The sequence below is a fragment of the Aliirhizobium sp. YIM B11859 genome, assembly GCF_057163345.1.
The window spans coordinates 527,419-545,341 of sequence record NZ_JBXHAY010000003.1; the positions used below are offsets into that span (position 1 = coordinate 527,419).

Annotated in this window: 16 protein-coding genes; 9 read left to right on the forward strand and 7 right to left on the reverse strand. The window is 61.0% G+C overall.

Going from position 1 to position 17,923, the window contains the following annotated elements:
- Positions 1-433: 433 nt before the first annotated feature.
- A complete protein-coding gene (locus tag AC2GXZ_RS14775) occupies positions 434-1,045 on the reverse strand; it encodes a DUF922 domain-containing Zn-dependent protease (protein WP_483759913.1) in 612 nt (203 codons plus the stop codon).
- A 163-nt stretch (positions 1,046-1,208) separates the two neighbouring features.
- Here AC2GXZ_RS14775 and folP point away from each other — a divergent pair, with 163 nt between their 5' ends.
- From folP to folK, 3 genes are all read left to right on the forward strand, one after another.
- Entirely contained in the window at positions 1,209-2,033 is an 825-nt protein-coding gene (gene folP, locus AC2GXZ_RS14780) for a dihydropteroate synthase (protein ID WP_483760266.1), read from the forward strand.
- Entirely contained in the window at positions 2,033-2,398 is a 366-nt protein-coding gene (gene folB / locus AC2GXZ_RS14785) for a dihydroneopterin aldolase (RefSeq protein WP_483759914.1), read from the forward strand. The genes folP and folB overlap by 1 nt, the downstream gene beginning before the upstream one ends.
- Positions 2,399-2,462: 64 nt before the next feature.
- Positions 2,463-2,924: a 2-amino-4-hydroxy-6-hydroxymethyldihydropteridine diphosphokinase gene (folK, locus tag AC2GXZ_RS14790; RefSeq protein ID WP_483760267.1), complete on the forward strand. Its 462-nt coding sequence runs from the start codon at positions 2,463-2,465 to the stop codon at positions 2,922-2,924.
- A 104-nt stretch (positions 2,925-3,028) separates the two neighbouring features.
- Here folK and AC2GXZ_RS14795 read toward each other — a convergent pair whose 3' ends face one another.
- The 4 genes from AC2GXZ_RS14795 to AC2GXZ_RS14810 form a co-directional block, all read right to left on the reverse strand.
- Positions 3,029-3,586, reverse strand: coding sequence for a hypothetical protein (locus tag AC2GXZ_RS14795; protein ID WP_483759915.1), 558 nt, complete (start codon positions 3,584-3,586; stop codon positions 3,029-3,031).
- A gap of 114 nt (positions 3,587-3,700) precedes the next feature.
- On the reverse strand, positions 3,701-4,777 hold the full coding sequence (locus AC2GXZ_RS14800; RefSeq protein ID WP_483759916.1) for a YcjF family protein: 1,077 nt from the start codon (positions 4,775-4,777) through the stop codon (positions 3,701-3,703).
- Entirely contained in the window at positions 4,774-6,243 is a 1,470-nt protein-coding gene (locus AC2GXZ_RS14805; RefSeq protein WP_483759917.1) for a YcjX family GTP-binding protein, read from the reverse strand. Before AC2GXZ_RS14805 ends, AC2GXZ_RS14800 begins: the two co-directional genes overlap by 4 nt.
- A gap of 66 nt (positions 6,244-6,309) precedes the next feature.
- Positions 6,310-6,810, reverse strand: coding sequence for a SixA phosphatase family protein (locus AC2GXZ_RS14810; RefSeq protein WP_483759918.1), 501 nt, complete (start codon positions 6,808-6,810; stop codon positions 6,310-6,312).
- 256 nt (positions 6,811-7,066) lie between these two features.
- Here AC2GXZ_RS14810 and dksA point away from each other — a divergent pair, with 256 nt between their 5' ends.
- Positions 7,067-7,486: an RNA polymerase-binding protein DksA gene (dksA, locus tag AC2GXZ_RS14815; protein WP_112508098.1), complete on the forward strand. Its 420-nt coding sequence runs from the start codon at positions 7,067-7,069 to the stop codon at positions 7,484-7,486.
- 206 nt (positions 7,487-7,692) lie between these two features.
- Here the strand turns inward: dksA and AC2GXZ_RS14820 are convergent, their stop codons facing one another.
- Positions 7,693-8,694 carry a flagellar biosynthetic protein FliO gene (locus tag AC2GXZ_RS14820; RefSeq protein WP_483759919.1) on the reverse strand — a complete coding sequence of 334 codons (1,002 nt, stop codon included), beginning with the start codon at positions 8,692-8,694 and terminating at the stop codon, positions 7,693-7,695.
- Between the two features lie 251 nt (positions 8,695-8,945).
- Here AC2GXZ_RS14820 and cckA point away from each other — a divergent pair, with 251 nt between their 5' ends.
- The 5 genes from cckA (at position 8,946) to AC2GXZ_RS14845 (ending at position 17,510) form a co-directional block, all read left to right on the forward strand.
- Positions 8,946-11,540 carry a cell cycle histidine kinase CckA gene (cckA, locus tag AC2GXZ_RS14825; protein WP_483759920.1) on the forward strand — a complete coding sequence of 865 codons (2,595 nt, stop codon included), beginning with the start codon at positions 8,946-8,948 and terminating at the stop codon, positions 11,538-11,540.
- A 234-nt stretch (positions 11,541-11,774) separates the two neighbouring features.
- Complete coding sequence (gene recA / locus AC2GXZ_RS14830) at positions 11,775-12,863, forward strand: recombinase RecA (RefSeq protein WP_483759921.1); 1,089 nt, start codon at positions 11,775-11,777, stop codon at positions 12,861-12,863.
- Positions 12,864-13,054: 191 nt separating this feature from the next.
- The gene (gene alaS, locus AC2GXZ_RS14835; RefSeq protein WP_483759922.1) at positions 13,055-15,709 is read left to right on the forward strand and encodes an alanine--tRNA ligase; all 2,655 of its coding nucleotides are present in this window, start codon (positions 13,055-13,057) and stop codon (positions 15,707-15,709) included.
- A gap of 66 nt (positions 15,710-15,775) precedes the next feature.
- The gene (gene ttcA, locus AC2GXZ_RS14840) at positions 15,776-16,654 is read left to right on the forward strand and encodes a tRNA 2-thiocytidine(32) synthetase TtcA (RefSeq protein WP_483759923.1); all 879 of its coding nucleotides are present in this window, start codon (positions 15,776-15,778) and stop codon (positions 16,652-16,654) included.
- Between the two features lie 34 nt (positions 16,655-16,688).
- Positions 16,689-17,510, forward strand: a complete 822-nt coding sequence (locus AC2GXZ_RS14845; protein ID WP_483759924.1) for an inositol monophosphatase family protein — start codon at positions 16,689-16,691, stop codon at positions 17,508-17,510.
- Between the two features lie 60 nt (positions 17,511-17,570).
- Here AC2GXZ_RS14845 and hspQ read toward each other — a convergent pair whose 3' ends face one another.
- Entirely contained in the window at positions 17,571-17,900 is a 330-nt protein-coding gene (gene hspQ / locus AC2GXZ_RS14850) for a heat shock protein HspQ (protein ID WP_483759925.1), read from the reverse strand.
- Positions 17,901-17,923: the final 23 nt, after the last annotated feature.

Here is a 17,923-nt window from a genome sequence, read left to right on the forward strand (position 1 = left end):
AGCTGCGCGAAGGCCTGTCGGTTTTCGCCCAGCCACGATGCGACGCGTGGCCCTCGGTTTGCTGATGTCTCCGCTTGCGAAAAAAAGCCCCGCTCGCCGATGCGAGCGAGGCCAGGTGGGCGCATAGCGGCAGGCGAGGGAGGAACACCTGCGGCCTTCTAACGCGCCGGGGGGAACACAACGAACAGAAAATCGCGGGCGAATTTGCTCGCCGGTGACCGAGGCCGACGGAGTTTGAAAACACTCCACGCCGACCGGGATCCATGCTGAAGCCCGGCGGTTGCGCTGCGGGCTCGTTGAATCAGATGTATAATTTATAGCTAATGTATAGGCGAGTGCACGCAACGCGGCTATCGCGACAAATTACCCGTTATTCACAGCTAAGCACGAAAGCTTCGCGCAAGATTGGGGAATGGCGCTGATCCGGGGGAGGTTAGTCCTGCCGCTGGTCGATGCGGTATTTGAGCAGCCGTGTCATGCGGGCATCGAAATTCGCGGCCTCGACCTGATCAAAGCGCAATTGCTGCTGGTCGTGCTCGGAAAGCACCCTGTGGGTCGCTTCGGTCACAAGTGCCTCGACGTCGTCGCATGTGCGGCGGGATGGCAGGTCGAGCAACTCTCTTTCCAGCATCCGCGCATGGTTGCGGGCGATTTCGGCATGGCGTTCCTCATGCCGTTTGATGTCCGAGGAAAGCGTCGCCCAGATGAAGCGGAGATCGTTCGGCGCCTTGCCGCTATTGCTCCAGCGAGGCAGGATGATGTGGGTGCGTAACGTCACCTTGGCACCGCCGACGGAGCAGCGACCGCCTTTTTCCACATAGGTGACCTCGCCGCCGAACTTGATTTCGGTGGCTCCGGGATGGCGATGGCCGGATGTCTTGGTCAGCGGGCCGTGGCGTTCGAGCGCCTTGTCGAGTTCCTCGGCCGTGCGGCCGCCGATACGGAAATAGGAATAGGTCTTCGTGATGACCGGCTCGGCCTGCGCCGGAACCTCGATCACGCAGAGCAGGAAAGCTGCACCGAAAAGCCGGTGGACTCTGCGCATCAAAAACATTCTCTGGCCTGGTACGTTGATGTTGGACCGAGCTTGGGGCATAGCCTGAGCAAGTGCAACACGAAGGCATGAAAATTTGCGTTACTTTCAAAAAGATGGGCAGGCTGTGACATCGCCGCGCAACAGCGTGTGGCAGCTTGCCCACGGCCGCTGCATGACGCTCGGCGCGGTCGGCCACATCATGGCGATCGTCAACGTGACGCCCGACAGCTTTTCCGATGGTGGCCGGTATTCCGACGTCGACAAGGCCGTTGCGCATGGTCTCGACTGTGTCGCCCAAGGCGCAGTCATTCTCGACATCGGCGGCGAGTCGACGAGGCCGGGAGCGGCCCCCGTGAGCGCGGCCGACGAACAGGACCGCATATTGCCCGTTATCGCAAGGCTTGCGGCGGAAACCGACGCGCTGATTTCCGTCGATACCTATCGGGCCGAAACCGCAAGGCTTGCAATCGCGGCCGGCGCCCATATCGTCAACGATGTCTACGGCCTGCGGCACGATGCGGCGATGGCCGATGTCGTTTCTGAAAGCGGCGCCGGCGTCTGCATCATGTATACCGCCCGCGGCCGCGACGACCTCCGCGCGGATATTATCGAGGACGAGATGATGTTTTTCGGCCGGTCGCTTGAAATGGCGAGGACGGCGGGTGTCAGGGACGATGCGATCGTCCTCGATCCGGGCTTCGGTTTCGTCCGCGAACGGGGGCAGGATGCCGAACTCATGGCGCGATGCGCGGAGCTGCACCGGCTGGGTTTGCCATTGCTGGTTGGCACGTCGAGGAAACGGTTCGTCGGCACGATCGCGTCACGCGACATGCCGGCAGAGCGTGATTTCGCCACCGCCGCCACGACCGCCATGCTGCGGCTTGCCGGCGCATCGATATTCCGGGTGCATAACGTTGCCGGCAATCTCGACGCGCTGCGTATGGCGGATGCCGTGCTCGACGCCGCGCAGACAATGGAACACGCAGGAGAAATGTGATGGCGGTCTATCAGATCACCCTGAAGAATTGTGCCTTCTATGCCAGGCACGGCGTGTTCGAGCAGGAGGCGGCACTCGGCCAGCGATTCTTCGTCGACGTGCTGATGGATGTCGAAGCCGGAAATGCGCTGATCTCCGACGATGTCGAGCAGACGGTTCATTACGGGCTCGCCTATGAACTGGTCGAGAAGGTCGTTACCGGCAGCCGCCGCAACCTGATCGAGGCGCTGGCCAACGATATCGCTCTCGGCCTCACCGCCTGGTCGCCGCTCATTCGCCGCGTCGAGGTGGCGATCCGCAAGCCGAGCGTGCCGATTGCCGGCATTCTTGACCACGTCGAGGTGCGTCTTGAACACCGGGCCTGATCATCATCCGTGGGAAACAGCTGTGCTTGGGCTCGGCGGCAATATCGGCGATCCGGCGGTCGCGATGGCTCGGGCGCTGCAGGCGCTCGACCTGCGCAAGGATTGCCGTGTTCTTGCCGTGTCGCGGCTCTACCTGACGCCGCCCTGGGGCAAGACCGACCAAGCGGACTTTCTCAATTGCTGCGCCCTGGTGGAGACCGAACTGCATCCCGAGGAACTGCTTGATCTCTGCCTCGCACTTGAGCATGAAATGAAAAGGGTTCGCAGCGAGCGCTGGGGCCCACGCACGCTCGATATCGATATTCTCGCCTATGGCGATCTGGAGCAGAAGACCCAAACGCTGGAACTGCCGCATCCGCGCATGACGGAGCGTGCATTCGTGATGCTGCCGCTTGCTGATATCGCGCCGCAGATGATGATCAGCGGCCGCAAGGCTGAAAGCTGGGCAGGGGGGCTCAATTCAACCGGGATCAAGATGGCAAAGCCGGATGGTCTTTGGTGGCGGCAGGTCACGGCCACAAACTAAGTACCCGGAAATAATCCGGTGAAGCCGTTCTCAGGCAAGAGGTTGCAAGCAGATTTTCAAGCGGCGCATTAGCGTGAAGAAAGTGTCAGGGCGCCGTGGCGCCCTTATTCCTTGATCGAGCCAACAGCGATCGAATCAAGATCGCGGTCGAGCGACAGGCCGATGACGGGAACCATCTGCTCTTCGACTTTCACCGAAATGGTGATGTTCATCTTGTTGTCGCCGCGCAGGCTCGCCACCATTGCGCCGTTGAGCTTGGCGCGGTTGATGCCCATCACCACCTTGTCGCCGCTGACGGTTCCAGAAACGATATCGAGCCCTTTGCCTTCCGCGCCATCGAGGAACTTGCCGCTGTAACCACGGCCGCTCTGGGTGATGGTGGCCGACATCGGCTGCTGGAAGACGCCCACGCGGCAGGTGCCGTCGAGCTTGATGCCGGTATCGCCGTCCGGTGACGGCGAGCCGGTGAGGTTGCAGCTGAACTTGGTGCCTTTGTATTTTCCGGCAACGATTTCGCCCGGTCCTTTCCAGACGCCCGCGACGGACTGGAAAAAGGCCTGGTCGCGCGAAGCGGCTTCGGCCTGCGGGGCAAGTGCGGGTGCTGCAGTGGCAAGCGCCAAAGCGGAAAGCCCGCCGAGGAGCGAAAAGAAGCGCGAATACATGGACTTTCCCCTTGGGCGTTCCGCGGGCAGCGGCAATGTTCAGTAGTGCTGAAATTAAGCGAGAATGGTTAATCGTTCGTATATTTCGATGCCCGTAGAGTACCCGGAGACGGTCTAATCCTTGTCGTCAGTGCGTCCGGCAGCCACGATATCGGACAGAAAATCGCCGATACCGGGACGGGGCAGGGCGCGGAACGGCAGAGGCCGGCAGAGGTCCATCGCAGCAATGCCGATTCGCGCCGTCAGCAAGCCGTTGATCACCCCTTCGCCGAGCCTGCGAGACAGTCGCGACGCCAGCCCATGGCCGAGAACCTGCTGGGCAAGCCCGTCGCCGACAGCAATGGAGCCGGTCACCGCCAAATGGGCAATGACATCACGGATCAGCCGCAGCAGCCCGAGCTTGCCGGGCCTTGCGCCATAAAGTTCGGCCATGGCGCGGACCAGGCGGGTGACTTCGAACAGCACATAGGCGAGGTCGACGACGGCGCGCGGGCTGATGGCCGTAACGACGGCTACCCGTTTTGAGCTGTTCATGATCAGGTTGCGAGCCTTGCGATCGAGTGGCGTCAGCAGTTCGCGCTCGGCCAGATCGAGAAGGTGCGGGCCGTCGATTATGTCGTCCTTCGTTCCATCGAGAACGCTCCGCCCTTTGGCAGTCTCTGCCCTATGACTGAGAAGCAGGCTCAGCCGGCCGACAACCTTTCGCGCCGGTTCGGCACTTACCGATGATGCCGCTTCTTCGGCCTCGTTTTTCAGGTTCTGCACGGCGGCAAGCTTGGCGATGCCCATGATCTCGCGACCGACGATCACCAGAAGGCCGAACGCGGCCAGTGCGAGCGCGGTCACGGCCGCATAACCGAGCCAGTCGGCCCTGGCGAAGAGGTCGCGGATGATCTGATCGGCCCAAAGGCCGAAGGCAAGCGACAGGAATGTGCCAAGTGCCGTGGCAGCAAGTCCGGCAAAGGAGAACCGTTTGCGCCTTCGTGGCGCGGCAACCGGCAGAGCCGAGGCCGCGAGTGCCTCGTCACCGTCGAACGGATCATCGTCTTCGGGTATGACGGCGACGGGCTGGTCAAAACTCTTCGGGCTACGCGGCGGCGCTGGTCCGGCACGCTGCTGTTTTGTCTCCTCCTCGATCTCGAAGGAGGCGGGACGGCGACTGTTCGGGTCCCTCGGATTGGTCGGTCTCATGCGAGGCGGTCTCCAAGCAGGAACTGCAGGGCGCGGTCGAGCCGGATATGCGGCAGCGAAAGCTTGAGTTCGCCGGCCCCTCCTTCCAGTGTCGGCGGACGGAATCGGACGAAATTGATATCGGGCAGCTCCGGCTGATCGCTGTCGAGCGTGCTGAACATCCGGTCCGGGTCCTGCGGCAGGTCGCCGGGGAAGATCGCCGTCGTCTTGACCCCGTCAAAACGCTCGCCGTTGATCGTCTCGCCGGCAATCGGCGTGCCGACGATGACCGGCAGCATATGGCCGTCTTCCTTCACTCTTGCTTCGCGCGTTGCACGGATAGAGGCGATCGCCATTACCTCGAACCCGGCACCCGAAAGCCCGATCCGGCGGATCGCCCGGTCGACGAGGCGGCCGGTCAACCGCTCCAGCCGGTCATGGCTCTCGTGGTGCAGATGATCGGCCTTGGTGGCCGCAATCAGCACCTTGTCGATCCGGCGGCCGACCAGCGACGAGAAGAAGCTGTTGTGGCCGGGCCGAAAACAACCGAGTACATCGGCGAGCGCACGCTCCAGATCCTGCAGCGCTTCCGGACCACGATTGATCGCCTGCAGCGCGTCGATCAGCACGATCTGCCGGTCGAGCCTGGCGAAGTGGTTGCGGAAGAAAGGTTTGACGACAACGCTTTTATAGGCCTCGTAACGCCGCTCCATCATCGCCCGCAGCGACCCTTTGGGTGCTGGCGTATCAGGAAGGCCGGGCAGGGGCGCAAAGGTTAGGGCAGGCGAGCCTTCAAGGTCGCCCGGCATCAGAAAGCGGCCGGGGGGCAGTGTCGACAGCGATCGCTCGTCGGACTTGCAGGCTTTGAGATAGCCCGAGAATGCCTCGAACAGGCGCCGCGCCGTCATCTCGTCGGCCGGTTCGTCCATGTCGATGCTGGCCGAAAGCTGCATCCAGTCGCGGGCAAGCTCCTGCCGGACGCCGGTGCCTGCAAGTTCGACGGTTGCATTGCTGAAGGTGCGATAATCCTGCGTCAGCAGGGGCAGATCAAGCAGCCATTCGCCCGGATAGTCGACGATGTCGAGCGACAGTCGTCCCGGCGAAAACAGCCGGTTCCAGCCGCTGGCGCTCTGATAGTCAATCGTCAGCCTGAGCTCGGAGACGGCACGGGTCGAATCCGGCCAGATACGCTCGCGCACGAGCGCCTGGATGTGATCCTCGTATTGAAAACGGGGCACCGCATCGTCCGGCTGCTCTTCCAGCCTGACCTTCGAGACCCGGCCGGATTGCAGCGCCTCGAACAACGGCAGGCGTCCGCCGTTCAACAGATTGTGGACGATCGACGAAATCAGCACCGTCTTTCCGGCACGCGACAGGCCGGTCACGCCCAACCGGATGGTCGGATGAACGAGGCCGGAGGCCCGGTCCGCGAGATTGTCGAATGCGATCAGGGCATCGTCAGTAAAACGTGTCAGCGAAGGCGCCAAGGCAGGATCCCGAAAGAGTGTTTCCCCTCCTATATAGGCGCAGGCCGGACGCTCGCAACGCCGTGATCAGGGCTTGATGAGATCGACCAGCGCCCAGTTCTTTTCAGTCGCCGGCTCTTTCGTGTAGTCGAGTACGGCGATTGCGGCTGTCGGATATCCGCCCGGCATAGCCGAGCGTCGTGCCGCGCTGCCGATTAGTCCCTCCAGCAACAGGTCGATCGACGGGTTGTGGCCGATCAGCAGGACGGAGCGGGCCGGTCTTTGCCCGGCGATCACCGTCGCGTAAATCTCCGGCGTGCCGTTGTAAAGTTCGTCGACGAACTGCACTTCCAGCGTTTCACCGAGTGTTCTCCTGACAATTTCCGCTGTTTGCCGGCAGCGGTTCGCAGTCGAGCTGATGATGCATTCGGGGATGTAGCGAAGGTCGGAAGCCCTGTCGGCGATCATTTCCGCCTGGGCGTAACCGGTACCATCGATCTCCCGGTCGAAGTCCCGTCCGCCTTGCGGTGCGGATGCCGCCTGTGCATGGCGCATCAGATAAATTCGGAATGGTTCGGGTTCGATCATCTTCGGCTCGCCAAAATGAAACGCTGAGTAAAACGCCTAACGTTGCTTGGGGCGTGTGGTCAACCGCGCTCTATGCCTGTGGTTGAGAAATTCGGAAGCCGGCTATCCGTGGCGTTTCAGGTTAAGCATAAAAAATAGTCACTTAGCCGAATTTTGTGACATTTTTAAAACTGCTGCAAATGTGGGCGACAGGCTTGAATGAGGACTGGGTAATGGAGTATAGGGGCCCCAAGAGATGTTCTTCAGGAGAATCGCGTTGAGTGAGAAGATCGATCTTAGTAACTATGTGCTGTCGGAAAACGACGAGTTCATGAATGCAAATCAAAAGGCCTATTTCAGGGCCAAGCTGATTGCATGGAAGAATGACATCCTCAGGGAAGCCCGTGAGACATTGGGCCATCTCGCCGAGGAAAGTGCCAATCACCCAGACCTTGCCGACCGCGCGTCTTCCGAGACGGACAGGGCGATCGAACTGCGAGCCCGGGATCGCCAGCGAAAGCTTATTTCCAAGATCGATGCCGCCATGCAACGCATCGATGACGGAACCTATGGCTATTGCGAGGAAACCGGTGAGCCTATCGGACTGAAAAGGCTCGATGCACGTCCGATCGCGACCCTGTCGATCGAAGCGCAGGAACGTCACGAGCGGCGTGAAAAAGTCTACCGCGACGAGTGATCCTGGAGCAGGCTTATCGAAAGCGGTTACCGGTTTCGGCAGGCCTGCGCCAAACCAGGCAACTGAAGCACGGCAAGCGTATCTGAAAGATGGTGACGCGCTTTAGGTCAGGTCTCTGCATTCGCAAAACAAAAGGCACGGTCCACGGACCGTGCCTTTTTGCTGTGTGTGATTTGCGATCGGCAGCTCCGCGCGCGCTGAACGGCTTACTTGTCGCGGTTCGCCGACATTTCGCCGAAGATCCGCGCGACTTCCGACTGAAGTGTCGGATCGTTTTTGACTGTGCCGGGAACGGCGCCCGGGCCGGGCAAGGCTGGTCCGGCCTGTGTCACCGGCCGGTTGGCGCGGGCCGCGGGTACGGAATTGCGCTCAGCCATATTGTTCGCCATCTCCTGCTCGAGAATCTTGTCGAAATCGCTCCCGAACGGCGCGGCCCTGTCTATCATCACCGATGCCGATGTCTGTACCGGAGCAGCTGCCGGCCTCGCTGTGGGCGTAGGCGCCGGAGCACCGCGCTCGGCAAACACACGGTCCCGCTGGCTATCGAGCAATCGCGCCGCGTCATCGATCATCGGCTGCCTCGGCGTTGGTGATACGACTGGAGGCGCGGAAGGCGTAACCCGAAGATCTGTCCCGAGAGGTTCTGCTCGGGATGGTTCGACGCGGGCCGGCACGGCAGCGACGCTTGCCGCCAAGGGGGGGGCGTTTGATGGCTGCTGGGCCGGCAAACGCGCTTCGCGCACAGCAGTCTCCCGTGCGGAAAGCTCTCTTGCAGCATCCCGTGCAGATTCCGGGCGCGGCTGAGCCGGCTGGGCGATCGGCCTCGTCGTTTCATGGGCGATTGATCGCGGCGCTTGAGCCGGTACCGGAGAAGCTATTGCCGTTTGCTCGGGCGCGCGCTCTTCGGTGCTTCGCGAGGCTGAGGCTATGCCGCTCTCGATAACGATATCGGTTGGTCCGCCGATCATGATCAGATGTTCGACCTCGTCGCGACGAACGAGAACCAGGCGCCGACGGCTGTCGACGGCGGCGGCATCGAGAACCTGCAGCCGGGGCTGCCGATTGCGGCCGCCGCGCACGAACGGCGAGGGCCCGCGGCGGCCACGCACTATCCACAGGATTCCGATGAGGCAGATGAATGCAAGGCCGACGCCGAGCACTGCCACGATGAGCCGGTTCCCATAGGTGCCCATCATTTCTGCGAACATCTCATCACTCCTAATGCCAACTATCCCGCTGAACAGACTATTTTTTCCCGGTCGGGGCAAGACTTGGGACCATCCATCAACGCTAAAATGTGTCTCGCCTGCATCTCACATAGAGCAGCTCGACACACTGTCCCGCCTTTTATGGCCTTGTGGAGCTTTTTGCTTCATCTTCAAATTGCTAAGAGAGAATCGCGGACGCCGGATTGGCCGTTCGCGGCGCCCGCGGAGGCGCCACGGAACGTGAGGTATTGATGACGAGTTCGCCGAAGGCCGGCAACGACGAAGCGCCACTGGTCAATCGCGGGGCCCGCGGCGGCACTGTCGTGCGGATCATCCTCTTGGCCGTGGTCCTGCTCGGCGTCGCCGTGGCATTCGTGGTGTTCCAGCAGGCGCTCGACAACGAGGTCGTGCTGGGTCTTCTCGGCGTGCTCGCCATGGTCGGGATATTCTTCATCGTCTCCTCGCTTATCGGCCTTGTCGAGGTCATGCCGCAATCGCGATCCGACGAGCTTGCCCGCAGTTTTCTGGCCGGACACCCCGATGGCATCGTCGTGACCGACGCAAAAGGTCGCGTGGTCTATGCCAATGCGGCCTACGGACGCATGACCGGCGCGGCAGGCGGGCGGGGCGTTCAGTCGCTCGAAACGCTTCTCTCCAAGACGCGCGAATCGACGGAGGCGCTCTACCGGCTGACGGCGGCACTTCGCGAAGGCCGCGAGGGCCATGAGGAATTTCGTCTGCTGCAGCCGCTCGGCCGCGCCGCCGGCAATGGATCAGACGCCCACTGGTACCGGTTGAAGGCGAGGCTGATGGGGGCTGCCGGCCGCAGCGCGCTCGATATCTGGGAAATCACCGACATCACCTCCGAGCGCGACGACCAGGAGCGCTTCTTCCGCGAACTTCAGAATGCCATCGATTATCTCGATCATGCGCCCGTCGGTTTCTTCTCGGCCGGTCGCAAGGGCGAGATCTTCTATATGAATGCGACATTGGCGGAGTGGCTGGGGCTCGACCTGACCAAATTCATGCCGCAGTCGATGACCGTGTCTGATCTTGTTGCCGGCGAGGGCATGGCGCTGATCCAGTCGGTTCAGCCCGGCCCGGGGCTTAGACGCACCGAGACGCTGGAACTTGATCTGCGCCGCACCAATGGCCAAAGCTTGCCGGCAAGGCTCGTCCACAGCGTCAGCGCCACGCGCGACGGCGCGCCGGGCGAAAGCCGCACCGTCGTTCTGATGCGGGCGAAGGGCACCGAAGAGGACCAGTCGGCCTCTGCCATGCGCTTCACGCGTTTCTTCAACAACACGCCGATGGCCATCGCCTCCGTTGATGGTAATGGCAAGATCCTGCGCATCAACGCGCCCTTCCTGCGGCTTTTCGCCGGTGTCGTCTCGCGTGATGAAGTCGAGGCGGGCGGCGCCCAGCTGGAACGCATCGTCTACGAAGGCTCCGCCCATTCGATGATGGAGGCGCTTGCCGCCGCCAAGGACCGGCAGGGCGACATCGCCCCGATCGAAACCCGCCACCCGGGTGACGAGAACCGTTATGTGCGTTTCTACGTGCATGCGGTAATCGACGAAAGCGACGAGGCGCCGGAAGAGGTGGCAATCGTTTATGCCGTCGAGACGACCGAGCAGAAGGCGCTCGAAACGCAGATGGCGCAGACCCAGAAGCTCAATGCCGTGGGCACGCTGGCGGGTGGCATCGCCCATGACTTCAACAATGTCCTGACGGCGATCCTGCTTTCTTCCGATCATCTTCTTTTGCAGGCACGGCCATCCGATGCGAGCTTCGCCGATCTGATGGAGATCAAGCGCAACGCCAATCGCGCCGCCGTCCTGGTGCGCCAGCTGCTGGCGTTTTCGCGCAAGCAGACGATGCGTCCGGCCGTGTTGAACCTGACGGATGTCGTCGGCGATCTGCGCATGCTTGTCGACCGGTTGATATCGGGGACCAATGTCAAGCTGGAGGTCGATTATGGCCGCGACCTCTGGCCGGTGCGCACCGATCTTTCGCAATTCGAGCAGGTGCTGATCAATCTCTGCGTCAATGCCCGCGATGCCATGCCCCAGGGCGGAACGATCCTGATCAAGACCCGCAATGTGACGGACGTGGAGGCTGGCGGTTTCCAGCAGGCGGATCTGCCCTCGGAAGATTTCGTCATGGTCGAAGTCTCCGACAACGGTACCGGTATTCCGCCGGAAATCATGGACAAGATCTTCGAGCCCTTCTTCACCACCAAGGAAGTCGGAAAGGGGACCGGTCTCGGTCTCTCGATGGTCTACGGTATCGTCAAGCAGTCCGGAGGTTATATCTATCCGGAATCGGAAATCGGCAGAGGCACAAGCTTCCGCATCTTCCTGCCACGCCATGTGCCGGACGTGCAGCCCGTGTCGCCGGAGCCTGTCGACACGGCTCCGAAGGCGGTGACGCTGGCGCTGGCATCGGCTGCCGAGCCGATCGATCTTACCGGCAAATCGGCCGTCGTCCTCCTCGTCGAGGATGAAGAGGCGGTCCGCCGCGGTGGCAAGCGCATGCTGGAGACGCGCGGATATACCGTCCATGAGGCGGGCTCCGGTACCGAGGCGCTCGAAATCATGGAAGAGCTCGAGGGCAAGGTGGACATCGTCGTCTCCGACGTCGTCATGCCTGAAATGGACGGGCCGACATTGCTGACCGAATTGCGCAAGAACTATCCCGACATGAAGTTCATCTTCGTTTCCGGCTACGCGGAGGATGCGTTTGCCCGCAATCTGCCGGCCGACGCCAAGTTCGGTTTCCTGCCAAAGCCGTTCTCGCTGAAGCAACTGGCCGTGGCCGTTCGTGAAATGCTCGATTCGGAATGATTCCTCCGGCTTGACCGGTGGTTGCAGCCTTCCGGCTAGAGATGCCGAAATTCTTGATTTCAATGAATATTTCCACAAGCTTTCCGCTGCGGAACATTGATCGAACAAAGCTGAAATAACGTTTTTGATGCAAGCACTTAAATGGCGCTTGCAAAATGAGAACAAAATGAGTACGAATATCTCATCGGCTGCTTCATTGCTTGCGCGGCGGCAATAACCTAAAGGTGGGATCCAATGGCACAGAATAGTTTGCGGCTGGTAGAGGATAAAGGCGTGGATAAGAGCAAGGCGCTCGAAGCAGCACTTTCACAGATCGAACGATCCTTCGGTAAGGGATCGATCATGAAGCTCGGTTCGAACGATAGCATCGTCGAGATCGAGACGGTTTCGACCGGCTCTCTCAGCCTCGATATCGCACTCGGCATCGGCGGCCTTCCGAAGGGCCGCATCATCGAGATTTACGGCCCGGAAAGCTCGGGCAAGACGACACTGGCGCTGCAGACGATCGCGGAAGCCCAGAAGAAGGGTGGCATCTGCGCCTTCGTCGATGCTGAACACGCGCTTGATCCGGTCTATGCCCGCAAGCTTGGCGTCGATCTGCAGAACCTGCTGATCTCGCAGCCGGATACCGGTGAACAGGCGCTGGAAATCACCGACACGCTGGTTCGCTCCGGCGCCGTCGACGTTCTCGTCGTTGATTCGGTTGCGGCTCTTACGCCACGCGCCGAAATCGAAGGCGAGATGGGCGACAGCCTTCCCGGCCTCCAGGCTCGTCTGATGAGCCAGGCGTTGCGCAAGCTGACTGCGTCGATCTCCAAGTCGAATACGATGGTCATCTTCATCAACCAGATCCGCATGAAGATCGGTGTGATGTTCGGTTCGCCGGAAACCACGACAGGTGGCAATGCGCTGAAATTCTACGCCTCCGTCCGCCTCGACATCCGCCGTATCGGCCAGGTGAAGGAGCGCGAGGAAGTGGTCGGCAACCAGACCCGCGTCAAGGTCGTCAAGAACAAGATGGCGCCTCCCTTCAAGCAGGTTGAATTCGACATCATGTATGGCGAAGGCGTATCCAAGACCGGCGAACTGGTCGATCTCGGCGTCAAGGCCGGCATCGTCGAGAAGTCCGGTGCATGGTTCTCCTATAACAGCCAGCGGCTCGGGCAGGGGCGTGAGAACGCCAAGACCTTCCTGCGGGAAAACCCCGAGCTTGCCCGCGAGATCGAGACATCGCTGCGTCAGAATGCCGGCCTGATCGCCGACCGCTTCCTGCAAAACGGTGGTCCTGATGCCAATGACGGCGATGAGGCCGCAGAGACGTAATCGGAATTGAGGCATAGGCGGTTCCGCCGCACTCGGGAAGCCTTAGGGTTCATCACCGCCTATGTTTGCCGGCCGCCATCGAAAGATGTGCGGCCGGTTTTTTGTTCGGCTGGACAGTCGGGAAGGTCGGCGATAAAAGCCTCTGGACTTCAAAATACTGGTACCGCATCGGCGGTTGAAAAGGGCCTAGCATGAGCGGCGTGAGTGACATCCGGTCGACCTTCCTCGACTACTTCAAGAAGAATGGCCACCAGGTCGTCGATTCGAGCCCCCTGGTGCCGCGCAACGACCCGACGCTGATGTTCACCAATGCCGGCATGGTGCAGTTCAAGAACGTCTTCACCGGTCTTGAAAAACGCCCCTATACGACCGCGACGACATCGCAGAAATGCGTGCGTGCCGGCGGCAAGCACAACGATCTCGACAATGTCGGCTACACTGCCCGGCACCTGACCTTCTTCGAGATGCTCGGAAACTTTTCCTTCGGCGATTATTTCAAGGAGCAGGCGATCGAGCTTGCCTGGAAGCTCGTCACCGAAGGTTTCGATCTGCCGAAGAACCGGCTGCTGGTCACTGTCTATTCCGAGGACGAGGAAGCGGCGACACTCTGGAAGAAGATCGCCGGTTTCTCCGACGACAAGATCATCCGCATTCCGACCTCCGACAATTTCTGGCAGATGGGCGATACCGGTCCGTGCGGTCCCTGCTCGGAAATCTTCATCGACCAGGGCGAAAATGTCTGGGGTGGCCCTCCCGGCTCGCCGGAAGAGGATGGCGACCGTTTCCTCGAATTCTGGAACCTCGTTTTTATGCAGTTCGAACAGACGGCTCCGGGCGAACGCTCGTTGTTGCCGCGCCCGTCCATCGACACCGGCATGGGCCTTGAACGCATGGCCTGCGTCCTGCAGGGCAAGCAGAGCGTCTTCGACACCGACCTGTTCCAGACCCTGATCGGCACGATCGAGGACGTCATGGGTGTCAAGGCCGAAGGCAGTGCCAGCCACCGCGTCATTGCCGATCACCTGCGCTCGTCCGCCTTCCTGATCGCCGACGGCGTTCTGCCGTCGAACGAAGGTCGCGGTTATGTCCTTCGCCGCATCATGCGCCGCGCCATGCGCCATGCGCAGCTGCTCGGCGCCAAAGAACCGGTCATGTACAAGCTCCTGCCGACTCTGGTTCAGGAAATGGGCCGAGCCTATCCTGAACTGGTGCGCGCTGAAGCCTTGACCTCGGAGACGCTGAAGCTGGAAGAAACTCGCTTCCGCAAGACGCTGGAACGTGGCCTTTCGCTGCTTTCGGATGCGACGACCGACCTCGACAAGGGCGACATGCTGGATGGCGAGACCGCCTTCAAGCTCTACGACACCTACGGTTTCCCGCTCGACCTGACCCAGGACGCACTCCGCGCCCGCGAGATCGGTGTCGATATTGCCGGCTTTACCGATGCCATGCAGCGCCAGAAGGCCGAAGCCCGTTCGCATTGGGCAGGCTCCGGCGACAAGGCCACCGAAACTATCTGGTTCGAGCTGAAGGAAAAGTTCGGTGCCACCGAATTCCTGGGATACGACACCGAAAAGGCCGAGGGCGTTGTCCAGGCGATCGTCAAGGACGGCAAGACGGTCGACAGTGCAGCGGCCGGCGAGGAAGTCCAGATCGTTGTCAGTCAGACGCCGTTCTACGGTGAATCCGGCGGTCAGATGGGCGATACCGGCATCATCGCGACCGACAATGCCAAGGTTGAAGTCTCCGACACGCAGAAGAAGGGTGAGGGACTGTTCGTCCATGTTGCCAAGCTGACGGACGGGACGCTGAAGGTCGGCGATGCGGTCATCCTGACCGTCGATCATGCCCGTCGCTCGCGGCTGCGCTCCAATCATTCGGCAACTCATCTCCTCCATGAGGCGATGCGCGAAGTGCTCGGCACCCACGTTGCCCAGAAGGGATCGCTGGTTGCGCCGGAGCGTCTGCGTTTCGACGTCTCGCATCCGAAGCCGATGTCGGCCGAAGAACTGCAACGCGTCGAGGACATGGCCAATGCCATCATCATCCAGAATTCGCAGGTGACGACACGTCTGATGAGTGTCGACGACGCAATTGCCGAAGGGGCGATGGCCTTGTTCGGTGAAAAATACGGCGATGAGGTTCGCGTCGTTTCGATGGGCACGGCGATTGACGGGACCAAGGCCGGAAAGCCCTATTCGATCGAACTTTGCGGCGGCACGCATGTCAACGCCACCGGCGATATCGGCCTTGTGCGGGTGCTTTCCGAAAGTGCCGTCGGCGCGGGTGTGCGCCGCCTCGAGGCCGTCACTGGTGATGCGGCCCGCGTCTACCTGTCCGAACAGGACGAACGGGTAAAGACGCTTTCCGCTGCGCTCAAGGTTCAGCCGACCGAGCTGGTCTCGCGCGTCGAGGCTTTGATCGACGAACGCCGCAAGCTTGAGAAGGAACTGGCGGATGCCAAGCGCCGTCTCGCCATGGGCGGCGGCCAGGCCGGCGCCCCGACCGATATCCGCGAGATTGCCGGCATCAAGTTCATGGGCCGCGCATTGCCGGGCATCGATGCCAAGGATCTGAAGGGCCTGGCCGACGAGGCCAAGGCATCGCTCGGGTCGGGCGTCGTGATCCTGATCGGCGTCTCCGAGGATGGCAAGGCAAGCGCCGTCGCCGCCGTTACGCCTGATCTGGTGACGCGTTTCAGCGCTGTCGATCTCGTCCGCATTGCCTCTGTCGCACTCGGCGGAAAGGGCGGCGGCGGTCGCCCGGACATGGCCCAGGCCGGTGGCCCGGATGGGTCAAAGGCCGATGAGGCGATCGAGGCGGTGGCCACCGCACTGAGCGCCTGATCGCAATAAGCAAAAGCGGGCTCTGCCCGCTTTTCATTTTCAGAGATGATGCAAAGGGTTGGGCGCATGGGCATGAATGCCGTCATGGCGGATGAACTGGACGAGGCCGTCGATGGTCTCGCGCCGGCATTGTTTCGCGATGCGCCGAGTTCCGTCTCGTTCAACAAGCTGCGCAAGCGGTTGCTGCGTCAGGTGCGTCAGGCCTTCGAGGATTTCGGCATGCTGAAGGGCCAGGAGCGCTGGCTCGTCGGTCTTTCCGGCGGCAAGGACAGCTATTCGCTGCTCGCCGTGTTGCTTGACCTGCAGTGGCGCGGGCTTTTGCCGATCGAACTGATCGCCTGCAATCTCGATCAGGGCCAGCCGAATTTCCCCAAGCACATCCTGCCGGATTACCTGACCTCGATCGGGGTCAGGCATCGCATCGAATATCGCGACACCTATTCGATCGTGAAGGAAAAGGTTCCCGAGGGCGCCACCTATTGCGCCCTCTGTTCGAGGCTCCGCCGCGGCAATCTTTACCGTGTGGCGCGGGAGGAAGGCTGTCAGGCCCTCGTGCTCGGCCATCACCGCGAGGATATTCTCGAAACCTTTTTCATGAATTTTTTCCATGGTGGACGCCTTGCCGGCATGCCAGCCAAGCTCTTGAACGACGAGGGCGACGTCATGGTGCTGCGGCCGCTCGCCTATTGCGCCGAGGACGATCTGGCGAAATTTGCCGCTGCAATGGAATTTCCGATCATCCCCTGCGATCTCTGTGGTTCGCAGGATGGTCTCCAGCGCAACCTGATGAAGCAGATGCTTGCCGATATCGAGACCCGCATGCCGGGCCGCAAGGACACGATGCTGCGCGCATTGGCGCATGTGAATCCCTCCCATCTTCTCGACCCGAAACTTTTCGATTTCTCCGGATTGTCGGCCAGATCCGATACAGGGGCCGACGCCTGATCTTCCCATCTTCAAAGAGCAGATTGGATTTCAAATGACTTTGCCGCTCGACGTCACCAAGCTTGCCGATCTGTTGAAACATGCCGCCAAGGTGGAAATCTTGCCGCGTTTTCGCCGGCTCGGCGGCGATGATGTTCGCTCCAAGAGCGAGCCTTCCGATCTGGTGACCGAAGCGGACGAGGCAGCTGAGCGGTTGATCCGTCGTGAGATCGAGGCACTGGCGCCGGATGCGCTGTTTATCGGCGAAGAATCCGTTGCTGCCGACCCGTCGCTGCTCGACCGGTTGGCTGATGCGGATTTTGCCGTCGTTGTTGATCCGATCGATGGCACCTTCAATTTTGCCTCCGGCATTCCCGCCTTTGGTGTCATGGCCTCGGTCGTCTACAAGGGCGAAACGGTTGCCGGTATCATCTATGATCCGATGGGCGACGATTGGGTCATGGCCGAAAAGGGCGCGGGCGCCTTCCTCCGCCGGCCTGACGGCGATGTGGTGAAACTGTCGGTAGCTGCGCCGCAACCGCTCGGTGACATGGTGGGCATGGCGTCTGCCGGTTATTTCTACGGCGAGACGCGCGAGCGTATCCTTGCCAATCTCGCCAAGGTCAGGCTGTTTGCCAGCTATCGCTGCGCGGCCCATGAGTACCGCACCTATGCCAGCGGTCACGTCCAGTTCGCGCTCTATAACAAGCTGATGCCCTGGGATCACCTGGCGGGGACATTGATCGGCACCGAGGCTGGAGGCTATATCCGCAGGCTGGATGGCTCGCTTTATCTGCCGCACCATGTCGAAGGCGGGCTTCTGGCTGCGACCGACGAGGACAGCTGGCAGACATTGCGTCGTGAGATCATCGGCTGAGCCGGCTGGCAGGAAAAAGCCCGGCAATGCCGGGCTTGGGTCTGAGCGATCCGTGCGTGCTTAATGCGCCAGGATTGCCTTGGGCCTGAACTGTCCGCCATCGCGCGGCTCGAAGATCTGGTAGACCTGTGGATTGCGAAGCGGCTCTTCGTTCTCGTCATGCTCCAGGTTCTGTTCCGAAACATAGGCGACATATTCGCTGTCGTCATTTTCGGCCAGCAAGTGGTAGAAGGGCTGATCCCTGCTGGGCCGGATTTCCATCGGGATCGAATTCCACCATTCCTCGGTATTGGCAAATTCCGGATCGACGTCGAATATGACGCCACGGAACGGGAATACCTTGTGACGGACGACTTCCCCGATCATGAATTTTGCATTCTTCTGTTTCATGGTGCGATGTCCTTTCGCAACAT

What these genes read in the sequence shown, in the direction of transcription:
- alaS (WP_483759922.1), top strand. Translation starts at nt 13,055, where the DNA reads ATGAGCGGCGTGAGTGACATCCGGTCGACCTTCCTCGACTACTTCAAG.
- AC2GXZ_RS14800 (WP_483759916.1), bottom strand. Translation starts at nt 4,777, where the DNA reads ATGAGACCGACCAATCCGAGGGACCCGAACAGTCGCCGTCCCGCCTCC.
- folB (WP_483759914.1), top strand. Translation starts at nt 2,033, where the DNA reads ATGGCGGTCTATCAGATCACCCTGAAGAATTGTGCCTTCTATGCCAGG.
- folK (WP_483760267.1), top strand. Translation starts at nt 2,463, where the DNA reads ATGGCTCGGGCGCTGCAGGCGCTCGACCTGCGCAAGGATTGCCGTGTT.
- AC2GXZ_RS14775 (WP_483759913.1), bottom strand. Translation starts at nt 1,045, where the DNA reads ATGCGCAGAGTCCACCGGCTTTTCGGTGCAGCTTTCCTGCTCTGCGTG.
- folP (WP_483760266.1), top strand. Translation starts at nt 1,209, where the DNA reads ATGACGCTCGGCGCGGTCGGCCACATCATGGCGATCGTCAACGTGACG.
- cckA (WP_483759920.1), top strand. Translation starts at nt 8,946, where the DNA reads ATGACGAGTTCGCCGAAGGCCGGCAACGACGAAGCGCCACTGGTCAAT.
- AC2GXZ_RS14820 (WP_483759919.1), bottom strand. Translation starts at nt 8,694, where the DNA reads ATGTTCGCAGAAATGATGGGCACCTATGGGAACCGGCTCATCGTGGCA.
- AC2GXZ_RS14810 (WP_483759918.1), bottom strand. Translation starts at nt 6,810, where the DNA reads ATGATCGAACCCGAACCATTCCGAATTTATCTGATGCGCCATGCACAG.
- hspQ (WP_483759925.1), bottom strand. Translation starts at nt 17,900, where the DNA reads ATGAAACAGAAGAATGCAAAATTCATGATCGGGGAAGTCGTCCGTCAC.
- AC2GXZ_RS14845 (WP_483759924.1), top strand. Translation starts at nt 16,689, where the DNA reads ATGACTTTGCCGCTCGACGTCACCAAGCTTGCCGATCTGTTGAAACAT.
- recA (WP_483759921.1), top strand. Translation starts at nt 11,775, where the DNA reads ATGGCACAGAATAGTTTGCGGCTGGTAGAGGATAAAGGCGTGGATAAG.
- ttcA (WP_483759923.1), top strand. Translation starts at nt 15,776, where the DNA reads ATGGGCATGAATGCCGTCATGGCGGATGAACTGGACGAGGCCGTCGAT.
- AC2GXZ_RS14795 (WP_483759915.1), bottom strand. Translation starts at nt 3,586, where the DNA reads ATGTATTCGCGCTTCTTTTCGCTCCTCGGCGGGCTTTCCGCTTTGGCG.